This window comes from Nocardia sp. NBC_01009 (assembly GCF_045208035.1).
Lineage (GTDB): Bacteria > Actinomycetota > Actinomycetes > Mycobacteriales > Mycobacteriaceae > Nocardia.
In genome coordinates this window covers 7628294-7640910 of the sequence record NZ_CP108695.1, presented here as the reverse complement: position 1 = coordinate 7640910, position 12617 = coordinate 7628294, and the positions used below count along the sequence as shown (strand labels likewise).

The 12617-nt window shown below is 66.3% G+C and carries 15 protein-coding genes; 10 read left to right on the top strand and 5 right to left on the bottom strand.

Annotated features, from left to right (window positions below):
- The first annotated feature begins 62 nt into the window (after window positions 1-62).
- The 4 genes from OHA42_RS34530 to OHA42_RS34515 all read left to right on the top strand — a co-directional run bounded on the left by OHA42_RS34530 (window position 63) and on the right by OHA42_RS34515 (window position 4007).
- On the top strand, window positions 63-641 hold the full coding sequence (locus OHA42_RS34530; protein ID WP_406232191.1) for an SRPBCC family protein: 579 nt from the start codon (window positions 63-65) through the stop codon (window positions 639-641).
- Between the two features lie 150 nt (window positions 642-791).
- Window positions 792-2099 carry a glycosyltransferase 87 family protein gene (locus tag OHA42_RS34525; protein WP_406232189.1) on the top strand — a complete coding sequence of 436 codons (1308 nt, stop codon included), beginning with the start codon at window positions 792-794 and terminating at the stop codon, window positions 2097-2099.
- A gap of 212 nt (window positions 2100-2311) precedes the next feature.
- Entirely contained in the window at window positions 2312-3217 is a 906-nt protein-coding gene (locus OHA42_RS34520; RefSeq protein WP_406232187.1) for an EamA family transporter, read from the top strand.
- 463 nt (window positions 3218-3680) lie between these two features.
- Entirely contained in the window at window positions 3681-4007 is a 327-nt protein-coding gene (locus OHA42_RS34515) for a plasmid stabilization protein (RefSeq protein WP_406232185.1), read from the top strand.
- On the opposite strand, the gene OHA42_RS34510 is transcribed toward OHA42_RS34515, so the two are convergent.
- A complete protein-coding gene (locus tag OHA42_RS34510) occupies window positions 3980-4804 on the bottom strand; it encodes a phosphatase PAP2 family protein (protein WP_406232183.1) in 825 nt (274 codons plus the stop codon). The two genes, OHA42_RS34515 and OHA42_RS34510, sit on opposite strands and share 28 nt — an antisense overlap.
- Before the next feature lie 146 nt (window positions 4805-4950).
- On the opposite strand from OHA42_RS34510, the gene OHA42_RS34505 reads away from it, so the two are divergent.
- The 4 genes from OHA42_RS34505 to OHA42_RS34490 all read left to right on the top strand — a co-directional run bounded on the left by OHA42_RS34505 (window position 4951) and on the right by OHA42_RS34490 (window position 8185).
- Window positions 4951-5568: a dihydrofolate reductase family protein gene (locus OHA42_RS34505; RefSeq protein WP_406232182.1), complete on the top strand. Its 618-nt coding sequence runs from the start codon at window positions 4951-4953 to the stop codon at window positions 5566-5568.
- 322 nt (window positions 5569-5890) lie between these two features.
- On the top strand, window positions 5891-6802 hold the full coding sequence (locus OHA42_RS34500) for an NADP-dependent oxidoreductase (protein WP_406232180.1): 912 nt from the start codon (window positions 5891-5893) through the stop codon (window positions 6800-6802).
- A gap of 211 nt (window positions 6803-7013) precedes the next feature.
- On the top strand, window positions 7014-7724 hold the full coding sequence (locus OHA42_RS34495; protein WP_406232178.1) for an IclR family transcriptional regulator: 711 nt from the start codon (window positions 7014-7016) through the stop codon (window positions 7722-7724).
- Window positions 7725-7801: 77 nt separating this feature from the next.
- Window positions 7802-8185, top strand: a complete 384-nt coding sequence (locus OHA42_RS34490; RefSeq protein ID WP_406232177.1) for an META domain-containing protein — start codon at window positions 7802-7804, stop codon at window positions 8183-8185.
- Here OHA42_RS34490 and OHA42_RS34485 read toward each other — a convergent pair.
- Both OHA42_RS34485 and OHA42_RS34480 read right to left on the bottom strand, forming a co-directional pair.
- Window positions 8176-8784 (bottom strand): TetR/AcrR family transcriptional regulator, encoded by a 609-nt coding sequence (locus OHA42_RS34485; protein ID WP_406232175.1) that lies wholly within the window; start codon window positions 8782-8784, stop codon window positions 8176-8178. The two genes, OHA42_RS34490 and OHA42_RS34485, sit on opposite strands and share 10 nt — an antisense overlap.
- The gene (locus OHA42_RS34480) at window positions 8781-9464 is read right to left on the bottom strand and encodes an SGNH/GDSL hydrolase family protein (protein ID WP_406232173.1); all 684 of its coding nucleotides are present in this window, start codon (window positions 9462-9464) and stop codon (window positions 8781-8783) included. Before OHA42_RS34480 ends, OHA42_RS34485 begins: the two co-directional genes overlap by 4 nt.
- A gap of 197 nt (window positions 9465-9661) precedes the next feature.
- On the opposite strand from OHA42_RS34480, the gene OHA42_RS34475 reads away from it, so the two are divergent.
- A complete protein-coding gene (locus OHA42_RS34475) occupies window positions 9662-9952 on the top strand; it encodes a hypothetical protein (protein WP_328413320.1) in 291 nt (96 codons plus the stop codon).
- A 10-nt stretch (window positions 9953-9962) separates the two neighbouring features.
- Here OHA42_RS34475 and OHA42_RS34470 read toward each other — a convergent pair whose 3' ends face one another.
- Together OHA42_RS34470 and OHA42_RS34465 are read right to left on the bottom strand one after the other, a co-directional pair.
- The gene (locus tag OHA42_RS34470) at window positions 9963-10925 is read right to left on the bottom strand and encodes a threonine/serine dehydratase (protein WP_406232171.1); all 963 of its coding nucleotides are present in this window, start codon (window positions 10923-10925) and stop codon (window positions 9963-9965) included.
- Between the two features lie 67 nt (window positions 10926-10992).
- Window positions 10993-11769 carry a dienelactone hydrolase family protein gene (locus OHA42_RS34465; protein WP_406232169.1) on the bottom strand — a complete coding sequence of 259 codons (777 nt, stop codon included), beginning with the start codon at window positions 11767-11769 and terminating at the stop codon, window positions 10993-10995.
- 423 nt (window positions 11770-12192) lie between these two features.
- Between OHA42_RS34465 and OHA42_RS34460 the strand changes: the two genes are divergently transcribed.
- Window positions 12193-12564, top strand: coding sequence for a hypothetical protein (locus OHA42_RS34460; protein WP_406232168.1), 372 nt, complete (start codon window positions 12193-12195; stop codon window positions 12562-12564).
- The last annotated feature ends 53 nt before the right edge of the window (window positions 12565-12617 follow it).

Sequence of the window (12617 nt, the reverse complement as noted above, 5' to 3'; positions counted from 1 at the left end):
GGTTGTAGTGGAACATACCCTCTAATCGTTCTAGAAGGAACGTTCTAAATAAAGGTGGCGAGATGGCGGTACTCAATATCCACACGCGGCGGCTGCCGGTGTCGGAGTCCGAGGTTGGGGCGCTGATCGACGGCATCGCGAGCGATGGCGACCGTTTGTGGCCGCGGGACAAGTGGCCCGCGGTGCGGTTCGACCGCCCGTTGGGGTTCGGGGCTGTCGGCGGGCACGGCCCTGTTCACTACATTGTCGAGGCCTATGAGCCGGGTCGCTGGATTCGGTTCCGCTTCACCGCGCCTCGCGGGTTCCACGGGTTTCACGAGTATTCGGTGCGGCATGCCGGCGACGGCGCCATCCTGCTCAGTCATGTGCTTGCTATCAAGTTGCGTGGCCGCGCACGGTTGTCGTGGCCGCTGTTCTATCGCTGGATGCACGACGCGTTGCTGGAAGACAGCCTCGACTGTGCGGAACGTGCATTGACCGGGGCGATTCGGACTCCCGCCGAGTGGAGTCGATACGTCGTGCTCCTGCGTGATGTCGGTGCGCGGGCGCGCAAGCGGAAGGCGAGTCGACCGGCGGTGGCGGCTGTGACCGGCGGTGCCCTGCGCAATGCCGAACCAGCCCGTGACCGGCTCGCGCAGTAACGGCTTCTGCATTCGGTGCGCAGGCCGGGAAGCCGAAATGCTCGGACCACAGCGGTACGCGCGATCTGGGCGGCAGACCAGGATTGGACCTCCCAGGTGCGGCAGCCGCCGATTCGGCGGGGCTGCCGCCTGTCGGTATAGTGGCCGCGGATGAGCAGCGTGACCACCCGTGACGAACCGAGGACACCGAACCGTCGATTCGGGCGCTTGGTGTGGCTGGTGCCGCCGCTATTGGCGGGATTCGCCGCACTGTGTCTGATGTTGCCGCTGTGGCCCTTCCAGCGAATCACCGGTGGGTTCATAGATCTGCAGGTGTATCGGCTCGGGATCGAGGCGCTGCGTGACGGCGCGGATATGTACGGACAGCTGCCGCAGACCACCATCGGTATCGGCCTGCCGTTCATCTATCCGCCGTTCGCCGCGGTGGTGTTGAGCCCGTTCGCACTGCTCCCATGGGATGCCGCGGCCTTCACCTTCTTCCTCACCTCCACCGTCGCGCTGGCGGTCACGCTGTATCTGGTCGCACGGCGGCGCTGGCCGGAGGAATCCGGGCGTAGGCAGGCACTGCTGGCCGCCTCCTGCGCGGCGCCACTGGCCATGCTGCTGGAGCCGATCCGCTCGACGCTGGACTTCGGTCAGGTCAATCTGCTGCTGATGGTCCTCGTCGCCGCCGACTGTCTGACGGAGAAGCCGAAGTGGCGGCGCGGCATGCTGATCGGCATCGCCGCGGCGGTCAAGCTGACTCCCGCGGCGTTCGTGCTGTACTTCCTGGTCCGCCGTGACTATCGCGCAGCAACGACCGCCGCGATCACCGGCGCTGCCGCGACCGCGCTCAGTTTCGCGGTGCTGCCGCACGAATCCGTCCAGTACTGGTTCGGCGGGCTCGGCAACGTTTCCGGGCTCAGTGGCTCGTCGTTTCACACCAACCAGTCGATCCAGGCCGTGCTCGCCAGGTTCGGCGTGGAGAAGCCGCTGTTCACCCTGCTGTGGCTGGTGCTGAGCGCCGCTCTGCTAGCGCTGGTCGTCGTCGCCATGCGGCGCGCGGCCTCGGCGCCCGCGCTGGCGTTGGCGATCAACGCGGTCTTCACGTTGCTGGTGTCGCCGATCTCGTGGTCGCATCACTGGGTGTGGGTGGCACCGGCGCTGCTCGCGATGGTCGGGTACGCGACCCGGTTGCCGGTGCGGCAGGCGATCGGCTGGTATGTCGCGATCACCGTCACCGCAGCGGCGTTCGTCTACGGGCCACAGAACTGGATGCCCGGCGACAAACAACGCGAATTGTCGTGGACACCGTGGCAGCACCTGGTCGGGAACACTTATGTCTGGCTCAGCGTCTTGCTCGTCGTGGTGTTCGTCATCACGAGCAGGCGTTCGCCCGCCATCTCGTCGGTGCGTCCGCCTGCCGACGATGCCGCACCGGCACCCGCGGCTCTCACCGGTTCGCAACCGACGGCCTGAGGCGAGCAGGCAGTCTCGGACGACACGATTCATCGTTTGCAGGTGTGCGTGCGGTTCCCCGCCACCATCTGGAACCTGGTGCGCAGCCCGTCGCCGAACTGCTCGTGGGTATCGACGCGGTGGCCGGGTAGCGCCTCTTCGGCACGTGTCGGTGTGGGTTGGCATGGTGGGGGCCTGGGCAATTGGCGATGGAAACGGAGGGATGGCACGTGGTGGCGATCGATCTCGAACGGAGTCCGAAATCGGCGTGGCCGCTGCATGCCGTGCGGGCGATGGCGCAACGTGGGCTCGGGGGCGTCCCGCCGACCGCCCTTGTGCTTGCCGGGATCGTCAGCGTGCAGATCGGTGCGGCGCTGGCCAAGCAGCTGTTCACCGCAACCGGTGCCGCGGGCGCGGTCAGTCTGCGGCTGTTCTTCGCCGGGATCGTGCTGCTGATCTTCTGGCGGTCGGCACTGCGCATCGACCGGCGCGCGCTGCCCGTCGTGCTCGGCTACGGCGCCGTGCTCGCATTGATGAATCTGTCCTTCTACCAGTCGATCGACCGCATTCCGCTCGGCATGGCGGTGACGATCGAATTCCTCGGACCGCTCGCGGTCGCGCTCGCGGGCTCGCGCCGCTGGATCGACCCGCTGTGGGCCTTGTTGGCCGGGGCGGGAGTTGTGCTGTTGACCCGGACCGCAGGGCCGGTGATGTGGTCGGGAGTGCTGTTCGCGTTGGCCGCCGCGGTGTGCTGGGCGGGCTACATTCTGCTCAGCAGCGCGCTCGGAGAGCGGACCAGCGGTGGCGGCGGCCTTGCGTTGGCGATGGCGTTCGGCGGTTTGCTGATGGCGCCTGTCGGCATCGCGGATGCCGGTGCCGCGCTGCTCGAACCTTCCGTGCTCGCAGCAGGATTCGGGGTGGCGATGCTGTCGTCGGTCTTGCCCTACTCGGCGGAACTCGAAGCACTGCGGCGTATTCCGGCTCGGGTGTTCGGCGTGCTGATGAGTCTGGAACCCGCCGCGGCCGCCTTGGCCGGTCTCGTCGTCCTCGGCCAGATCATGAATCTTGCGCAGTGGGCGGGTGTTACGTGTGTGGTCGCCGCCTCGATCGGGGCCACCCGAATGTCGAAGAGGGGCTAGCGGTTCGGCGGCAGGATTCTGAGGGTCAACATCAGTCCAGCCGCGATGCAAACGGTGGAAACTGCTGCGGTAGTGAAGGATCGGGTGATCGCGGCGATGCCGGCGGTGAACGTGAAGCAGGTTGCCAGAGCCAGCAGTGCGGTTCCCCACTCCACACCGGCAATCCGGTGAGTTCGGTTTCTCGTCACTGTCATGCTGTTGTGATACCCACTCGCCGGGGTTATCAAACCGTTATCGTCGGGGCGTCGTAGATATCTCCGCCGCCCGAATGCACCGGCGAGCCTTCCGTCCCTGGTCACGCCTCTGTAGCGCAGTGCAGATACGACAAGCCCGGAATGGCATGGGTCGAGTTGTCCGGTAACGAGCACGCCACCTGCAGCGTGCCGATTCCGGTATACGGTGACCGGTCGGCCATGTTGTTTACCCGTAGCCGCCTGGGTACTCGGTGCGCAGGAGGTGTGACATGCCGAAGGAATGGAGCACGAAGGACGAGCGGCAGTACCAGCACATCAAGGACTCCGCGAAGGACCGGGGCGCGAGCACGGATCGGGCCGAAGAGATCGCGGCCCGCACCGTCAACAAGAACCGCGCCCAATCCGGCAGGACCAAGACGGCGAGTCGGTCCTCGACAAGCGGTATGTCGCCGCAGCGCCGTGGTGGCCTGCGATCCGGGACCAAGGGACCGAAGGGGCCCACCCGCGATCAGCTCTACAACGAGGCCAGGCAGCGCAATATCGAGGGCCGCTCGAAGATGACGAAGAGTCAGCTGGCCCGCGCGCTGGGCAAGTGACTCTCCCCGGCTGACCCAGCAGCCTCGGCACTGCCGATAGCTGTTCGCTGCTGCTCGAGTGCGTACAGCACGGTGGCCCCGATGACCGCGAAGGCGGTGCCGAGCAGGGCTCCGGCGATGACGTCGGTGAGCCAGTGCACGCCGAGGTAGAGCCTGCTCGCCGCCACCAGAGCGATGAGCAGGGCCGCGACCGCGCTGAGTAGCGCCACCAACTGTCGGCCGCGCCCGATCATCAGGATGGCAACGGTGATGCCGACCAGCGCCGAGGTACTGGTGGCGTGTCCCGACGGGAACGAGTAGTCCGTGGTGATGACCTGCTGCGTCTCGATCGGCGGGCGCACCCGTCCCACCACCAGCTTCAGTGTGGTGCTTGTTGCCGAGGCTGCGGCTCCCGTTGCGACAATCACGATGATCGGCAGGGCGGATCGTGCGCGCCACGACAGCCATGCCCCGATGAGCGCGGTGAGCGTTATGACTGCGCCCGGACTGCCGAGTGTGGTGATCACGAGTGCCGCGGTATCCATCCATGGTGTGCGATGGGCGATGAACCAGTTGCGGGTCGGCGCGTCGCCGCCGGTCAGCCAGCCATTGTCGGATACCTGGATCGCGAATATCGCGAACGCGATGAGCAACCCACCGACGCACAACGCCGCTGAGACGTATCGGCGACCGGTCTGGACCATCCCCGTGGTGACCAGAACCCCCGCCACGGCCAGCTCGGCGAGCGCGACATCCTTCGCCGCGGGTTCGGTGACAGCGTCGACGATGGCGCTGTGCAAGAGTCCGAGGGGATGCATTGTTCGAGTATCGCGAGGGGGTGCTGTGAAGAAGCTGAGAGGTGTGCCTACGGCCGATCAGGACGGGGTCGCCGCGCGAGCGATGAATTCTCGAGGTGTGCTTCGTCTGAACTGATGACGAAGCAACCACCACCAGGAGACGTCCCATGAGGAAGATCACCGCAGGTCTGTTCATCTCGCTCGACGGCGTGATCGAAGACCCGCAGGACTGGCATTTCCCGTACTTCAGCGACGAGATGGGCGCGGCGGTCGATGCGCAGCTCGGGTCCGCCGACACACTGCTGCTCGGGCGTAAGACCTATGACAGCTTTGCGGTGGCGTGGCCGGATCGGGAGCTGGCGGGTGAGCAGGACGCTGCGATGGGCAAGGCGCTCGGCGATGCCCGCAAGATCGTCGTGTCGAACCAGGATCTGCAGTTCACCTGGCGCAATTCCGAACTGTTGAAGGGCGAGCTCATCGAGGCCGTCACGGCGCTGAAGAACCAGCCGGGCGCGACCGACATTGCCATCAGTGGGTCGGTGTCGGTTGTCCGGCAGTTGCTCGAGGCCGGACTGCTCGACGAACTACACCTGCTCGTCCATCCGATCGCCGTCTGCAAGGGCGCGCGGTTGTTCGAGGAGGCCGACACTCCGCTTCCGCTGCGCCTGATCTCCTCGGCCACCTTCGAATCGGGGGTTGTGCACCAGGTCTACACACTCGCGGATACGGCGCCCACCGGCACCTACGAGGATGCGAAAGTGCACCTGCCTCAGGGTGATCAGTAATCGAAGGTACGAAATCAGCGGCCCGCGCTGCCCGGTGCGAAGATCGGGATCTCGCACCACCACGGCAGGGCGGGCGGCGGTGTTCCGGGCCGCCTGCCACGATCCATTCGCCTCGGCCGCTGACCTCGCGCCCGGCCGGTCGGCGGGCCCGACGGCGACGATTGACGTGCTCGATGCTCATAACGATCTCGGCGTTCTCGGCCCCGCTGTGGCAGGTGGTACGAGATAGCCGCCGCCACGATTCGAGCTCGCAATCGGCGGCATGGCATGAATCTCGGCTTAGGGTGGTTGTTCACGAGCAATCGGGAGAGAGGCAGACGAGATGCGGGCGATCGCGTTCGACGAGTTCGGTGGGCCTGAGGTGCTTAAGATCGTGGATATCCCGGTACCCGAGCCCGGCGCAGGCGAGGTCCGTGTCGCCGTGCGAGCGGCGGGGGTCAATCCGGCGGACTGGAAGGTTCGCTCGGGCGCTTTGACCTTCGGTGAACCGGTGTTTCCGCAGTATCCCGGTGCCGAGATCGCGGGCGTTGTCGACGCGGTCGGTCCGTCGGTCACCGGAGTGGCCGTCGGTGACGAGGTGTTCGGGTGGGCGCGCCGCGGTGGCTACGCCGAGTACGCGCTGAGTGCCGCCGTCGTCCGCAAGCCTGCCGGGCTCGGCTGGGCGGACGCCGTGGCGCTTCCCGTCGCCGTGTCTACCGCGGACTATGTGCTGAAGCTGTTGCAGCTGCAGCCCGGCGAGACGCTGCTGATCAATGGCGCGGCGGGGGCCGTCGGTTCGATGGCGGTGCAGCTGGCGGTGGCAGGCGGCGTCAGCGTCATCGGCACTGCCTCGCAGGCTAATCAAGACGTCGTGCGTGCCCTCGGCGCCACCCCGACCACCTACGGCGCCGGTCTGGCCGAACGCGTGCGCGCACTGACGCCCAAGGGTGTCGATGCCGTATTCGACGCCGCGGGCCATGGTGGGCTGCCCGATGCCATTGATCTGCGCGGTGGCACCGACCGGATCGTGACCATTGCCGATCCCGCCGCTGCCGAGCTCGGTGTGACCTTCACCAGCACGGGTGGCTCTCCGCGTCCGACCGAACTCGCCGGGCAGGTCGCCGAACGGCTCGCCGCGGGCGAATACCGGCTCCCCGGCCCCGCTCGAACTTTCTCCCTCGACCAGGCCCCCGCCGCTCAACAGGAAAGCGAAACCGGGCGTGGCCCAGGAAAAGTCGTGCTGCTGGTGAGCTGAACCCGTGGTGGCGCACTCGAACCCACCACTGCGGACGTCTCCAGTCACACTCGGACACAGTCGAATTGGGTCTGCGTTGCGCGATGTGCGCGACGATTAGCCGAATATCGCGGGATCGGGGTGGTCCGGGCGTATTCTTTGGGAGGCCGCGGGGCCGCTGGGGAGCGCGCCCGAGCCTGCGGTGCGCTGAGCGAGGAGGGCTGGCGCGGTGGTGGCAGAGGCACAGACCGAGAGTGCGGGACGTGGCGTGCTCGAAGCCGGGTTCCAAGTGCTGCAGGCGATTTCGGTCGTCCCAGAGGGGTGCGGTCTTTCCCAGCTCGCGCGTGCCACCGGGCTGGCAAAGGCCACGGCGTACCGGCTCGCCGAGCAGTTGGTTGCCCTCGGTGCGGTCCAGCGGGTGGAGCAGCGGTATTTCGTCGGTGCTCGAATGGCGGAGCTGGGAAGGCAGTGGCAGGCCGCGCCGTTGCTGCGCCAGGCCGCGCAACGACCGGGGCGGACGTTGGCCGCCATGACCAAAGCGACTGTCGCAGTGTGTGTTCTCGACGGTGACGAGGTACATCTGATCGCCAGCTTCAAGGGTGCGGAGATATTCGTCACGGCCGAGGCGGAAGCCGACCTCACCTTCCGGACCGCGATGGTGCAGGTGCTGCACGCCGCGCGGGCCGACAATGCGCCACCGCCGCCGACCTACTCGGCGGGAGAATGGCGGCGCATCGAAACCGCCATCGCCGACGACGGCATGATCGCCGTCGACCGCTACGACCTGGTGTCCGGAGTCTGTTGTGCGGCAGCGGCAATCAAATCGAATGGGTGCGGTGGTCCCGCTGCAATCGCCTGCATGTCCCTCGCGCCGCGCTTTCCGCCGAATCTCCCGAGCCTGGTTGCCCATGCGGCCCGCGAGATCGGGAAGAATCTTCGCTGATCGGTTCGCTCAGTGGACCGACCCGTTCCGGGTTCGCCCTGCACGCCCCACGATAGTTGGTTGTTCAACTATCGCAAGTGAGGGCTGATCTGCTGATGATCGACTCCAATCTTTGGGGCCACCGCTACGTTTCGTTGTCCGTCACCGAAGACGGACGCCGCCGCTACCTCGTCCGCGGCACCAGGATCACGCTGTGGTTCGTGGCCGAGACCCGCAGGCTATCTGCCCACGCGGGGTGCAACACGGTCATGTTCGACGCGGACATCGACGACGGAATCGTCAAGGCGAGGTCACCGTTTTCCACCGTGCTCACCTGCTCGGCGGAGTTGATGCAGCAGGACCGCTGGCTGAGCGAATTCCTGCTGCTCACCCCGGCCTGGACGGTCGTCGACGACGCTCTGGTGCTAACCGGCGACCACACCGAAATTGTGCTGCAGCGAACGCCTGCCAATCACGATTGAGCCGACGGCGCCACCAGGAAACCCTCGACAACGCGGCGCACTTTGTGCACCACCTCGGTATCGCCGAGACGTAGCGCGCTATTCGCGGCGCCGAGCACGGCGTCGATCTGGAATGCGGCAAGATCGGTGTCCAGGTCGGCGATTTCGCCCGCGGTGACGGCGTGCCGCAGCTCGGCGGCGATGGCGCCGATCCAGTCCTGCTGATCGCGGACAAGGGCGTCGCGGACCGGGCCGGGGTGGCTGTCGAAATCCGCGATGTTCGCCATCCGCAGGCAGCCGCCCGCAAACAGCGGCGTCGCGGCGTAGACAATCCAATGCTCGATCAGCGCGCGCAGGCGTGCCGCCCCGCGAGGTTGTGTGCGGGCCGGGCGGATCACGGCGTCGATGAACATCTCGCGGGCGTGGTCGACGGCAGCTACTTGCAGAATCTCCTTCGTTTTGAAGAGGGTCTGCACGCCCGCCTTACTGAGTCCCGTGTCGGTGGCCAGTTTGCCGAAGCTCAGCCCCTCCAGCCCATCGAGCGATGCGGTGTCGACGGCCTGCCGCAGCACGATCTGGCGGGATCGGGCCCCGCGCAACAGGCGCTTATCCGAGATCATGCCGATACCCGCTTTCCGAGCTGATGGGCAAGGCGTTTGACGACCTCGGCGGCCAGTACGGCCTGGCCCGACGCGGAGAAGTGAATACCGTCCGCGCTCAACAGGTTCGCGCGGTGGTTGATCGGGTGATCCCACATGTCGACGACGTGCGCGCGGTATTCGGCAGCCAGCCTGCGGGTGATGTCGTTGACCGTGCGCACCCGCTGGTCCCAGTCGGGAAAGACCGGCACGATGTACGCCTTGCCGAGGGTGAAGGTGATCAGCTGTGCCCCGGTGCTACTTGCGAGGCGGTACATCTCGCGCAGGGTTTCCTCGATGTCGTCGAAATCGGGGGTGCGCCTGACGATGTCGTTGGCGCCGGAGGGCACATGGAGCAGGTCGGGGGCGAACGCGCGGATTTGCTCGGACTGGTGTTGTAGCGCTTGGTCTGTCGTCGCGCCGGGCTGCGCGGTGCTGAGATACGCCAGATCCGGATGGACCCGGCGCAGGGTGTCCGCTACTCGGTCGGCCCAGCCCAAGGTCGCATAACCTGGGCTCGGGTCGCCCGTGCCTGCCGAGAGGCTGTCGCCGAGCACCGCGAATCGCCGCCATGGTGCGTCGAAGAGCAGTGCTGCCGCATCGAGGGGGTGCAGGCAGTACGGATCGGTTTCTTCGGCCGAGGGGAGGGTCGTGGTGGTCATCAACAAAGAATACGTCCGATCGTATGGTAAAACAAGGATGCGTGGGCGACAGGCCGGGTGCGCGCGTCCCGCCCGGCGCGTCTTCGGGGGATGGTGCGAATCAGGTTGCTGCGCAATCTTTCTCAGAATGACCGGCTATCATCTGGCTAGGCGTTCGACGGCGTCACCGGCATTCGAAGAGGGGTACGACTGTGAGCATGATTCTCGCTGCGGCACATGACATGTACGGGACAGTCCTCGCCCAGATCGGGAACCCGACCCCGCAGGCGCCGCCGATCTCGGACAAGATTTTGCAGATGGTTCGTTACCTGACCTGGTTCGTGCTGCTGTCGGGTGTCGGCGCCATCACCTACGCGGGCGGCCGCTTCGCGTGGGAGAAATGGTCCGGCGGCGGTCTGCAGTCGCCGAAGATGGTGGCGGGAGCCATGATCGGCGGTGTCGTCGCGACAAGCGCGGGCACCATCATGAATGCCGTGATCGGCACCTAGCAGGCCGCGACTAGCCCAGATCCGAGGGATCGGTGTTGGCGCCGCACAATACGACGCAGACCTGCTCGTCCGGATCTGGCAGGTACGCCCGGCCGGGACGCTGATCGTTGCTGGTCAGGACGGCGAGCGCCGTTGCAGCCGCGTGCTCGACGGCAAGGCGGCGATCGTGCCACAGCGCGCGACGGGCGGTCACGATCTCGTTGTCGGAGACCAGCATCGATGCGACGTCGTAGTGCTGAGCCGCGTGCAGCGCCAGCTCTGTGACGCGCCTGGCGCCGAGGGAATCGGCGGCGACGGAATCGACGGGGCCGTCGACGATGTGCCCGGCTTCGATCGCGGCACGGAGCGCACGGCAATTCTCCGGCTCCACCGCAACGGTTCGGATGCCGTAATGATCTGCGGCCGTGGCTATCCCGGCGAAGAGGCCGCCGCCGCCGACCGCGACGACGATGGTGTCGAGCCGGGGAAGTTGCCGGTGGATCTCCTCCATCAGGGTTCCCGCGCCCGCGGCGATGAGCGGATTGTCATAGGCGTGCGACAGCAGTGCGCCGGTGGTGTCGGCGTGCTCCAGGCACGCGGCGAGCGCGTGCGCGTATTCGTCGCCGACCATCCGCACCTGCGCGCCGTAGCCGCGTAGCTTGTCGACCTTCACCGTGGGTGCTGTCGTCGGCAGGAACACCGTCGCGGTCACGCCCTGCTGCTGCGCCGCCCATGCGCACGCGAGGCCCGCGTTGCCGCCGGAGGCAATGGTCACCCCAGCCGCCGGTAATGTGCCCTCGTCCCGATGCGCCTGGATGAAGTTCTGTGCGCCCCTCGCCTTGAATGTGCCGGTGTGCTGCATGAATTCGAGTGCGAACCACAGCTCACCCGAGACGGATCCGGCTCGGCGGTCCCCGGGCGCGAGGGCGACCGGCCGCACCCGACCCGCGACGCGGTCGGTGGCTGCCTTGATGTCGCGGTAGGTCAATTCCATTGCGCTCCTCGTGCCGTTCCGGTCGATCAATGAGTCTTCCGCGGGAGGTGGTCCGCCTGCCGCCGATCTATCCGGTGCCGTCCGCGAATGCGCGATCCAGCAACGCCAGCAGGGCGTGCAGGTGGCGTTCGTAGGCTGCCTCGCTGAACGCTGGAGTGTCACGCATGGTGAAGCCGTGCTGCGCATCCCGATACACCGCCGAGGTGAATCGAACTCCAGCGGCGTCGAGCGTCGAGTCGAGCAGGGTGATCTGGTCGGCGGGCATGGAGACGTCCCGATCGGCGTGGGCGATCAACAGTTCCGCGGTGATGCCGTTCGCGGCGTGGTGCGGGCTGTCGGGCGCATCCTCGACTGCGAGGCGTCCGCCATGGAAACTGGCCGCGGCGGCGATCCGGCTGCCATAGGCGCCTGCGGTGCGCAGGGCGAGCCGGCCACCCATGCAATAGCCCGTCACGGCGAGTGCGCGCGGTGCGACGAATGGGCAAGCGCTCAGCCAGTCCAGGTAGGTTTTCGTGTCCGCCATCATGTTGTTCGGCGTGAGTTGCTGCCGCACCGGGGCCAATGCCGCGAAGAAATGGGCCTGGCCGTCCGGCTCGGCGGGGTCCGGTAGCGGTAGCAGCGGTGCGCGTCCCGAGCGGTAGAAGATATTCGGTGCCAGCACGGTGAAGCCGTGCGCGGCAATGGCTTCCATCATCTCGCGGAGCCAGGGGCGCAGGCCGTAGGCGTCCATGAGGAACAGCAGGCCGGGATGGGCTCGCCCGTCATCGGGTCTGACCAGATAGGAATCGGCGTCGCCATCGGCTGCGGCGATGTCGAAAGTGTCGAATACGACGGGCAACATCATCGGCGTCCTCCGAACCACGGTGCTCACTTCGGTCACCGCGATCTTAACCGTCGGTGCGAAGTTGAACTGACCATGTTCGGTAGGCGCGAATTGTCGTCGGCGGCATACGGATACGCGGAACAATTCTCGGTGCCGGTATGCGGTGCTTCTCCTTGCCCTCGAACTCGGCCGCGCACACTCTATTTGCGGGTCAATTGCCAACTTTCACGCAATGTAGTCTGCATTCATCTGAGAAGTCGTCATACTCTGTTCGATCGCTGATCCGTACCGACGCCTGATTAGTGGGCGCGAAGAGAGGTTTGACCTGTGAAACTGATCTGGATTACGGCGTCCGCACTGGTGGCTGTTGCCGCGGCTGGGTGCTCCGATGACAAGCCGTCTAGTTCCGCTGCGACGTCGACCGTTGCTTCGTCGGGGAGTGCGGTGACCGCTGCTCCGGAGCCGAGCGAGGCTGCCGAGCCCGGCGGCGGTGTGCGGATAACCCTCGGGGAAACCGAGAAAGTGCTCGTACCCGCCGATGCCGTCATGGATATCAAAGTTCCCGCGGAGTGGGGCTCGGCGGCATCGGGCCTGCGCTGCGCGGTAGCCGACAGCACCGGACGAAATGAAGATCTCCGCTCCTCGGATGTGAAGAAACAGGAATCCATCGCAGGCAGAGACTGGACCACCATCTGGACTTTTTCGTCACCGCCCGAGGCAGAGGTCAGCGTCGGGTGCAAGGACCCCGACGCCAAAATCACTGCTACCGATATCAACTACATCCGCGTCGCACCCCGCGGTCTCAACCCGCACTGAGCCGTCGGCGGATCTGATATCGCGCCGGCGCCGGGGCAGCGCCCGGCCTCCGA

Bases quoted from the DNA above. Each gene is read 5' to 3' on its own strand.
- OHA42_RS34530 (WP_406232191.1), top strand. From the start codon at position 63: ATGGCGGTACTCAATATCCACACGCGGCGGCTGCCGGTGTCGGAGTCC.
- OHA42_RS34525 (WP_406232189.1), top strand. From the start codon at position 792: ATGAGCAGCGTGACCACCCGTGACGAACCGAGGACACCGAACCGTCGA.
- OHA42_RS34515 (WP_406232185.1), top strand. From the start codon at position 3,681: ATGCCGAAGGAATGGAGCACGAAGGACGAGCGGCAGTACCAGCACATC.
- OHA42_RS34510 (WP_406232183.1), bottom strand. From the start codon at position 4,804: ATGCATCCCCTCGGACTCTTGCACAGCGCCATCGTCGACGCTGTCACC.
- OHA42_RS34505 (WP_406232182.1), top strand. From the start codon at position 4,951: ATGAGGAAGATCACCGCAGGTCTGTTCATCTCGCTCGACGGCGTGATC.
- OHA42_RS34500 (WP_406232180.1), top strand. From the start codon at position 5,891: ATGCGGGCGATCGCGTTCGACGAGTTCGGTGGGCCTGAGGTGCTTAAG.
- OHA42_RS34485 (WP_406232175.1), bottom strand. From the start codon at position 8,784: ATGATCTCGGATAAGCGCCTGTTGCGCGGGGCCCGATCCCGCCAGATC.
- OHA42_RS34480 (WP_406232173.1), bottom strand. From the start codon at position 9,464: ATGACCACCACGACCCTCCCCTCGGCCGAAGAAACCGATCCGTACTGC.
- OHA42_RS34475 (WP_328413320.1), top strand. From the start codon at position 9,662: ATGATTCTCGCTGCGGCACATGACATGTACGGGACAGTCCTCGCCCAG.
- OHA42_RS34470 (WP_406232171.1), bottom strand. From the start codon at position 10,925: ATGGAATTGACCTACCGCGACATCAAGGCAGCCACCGACCGCGTCGCG.
- OHA42_RS34465 (WP_406232169.1), bottom strand. From the start codon at position 11,769: ATGATGTTGCCCGTCGTATTCGACACTTTCGACATCGCCGCAGCCGAT.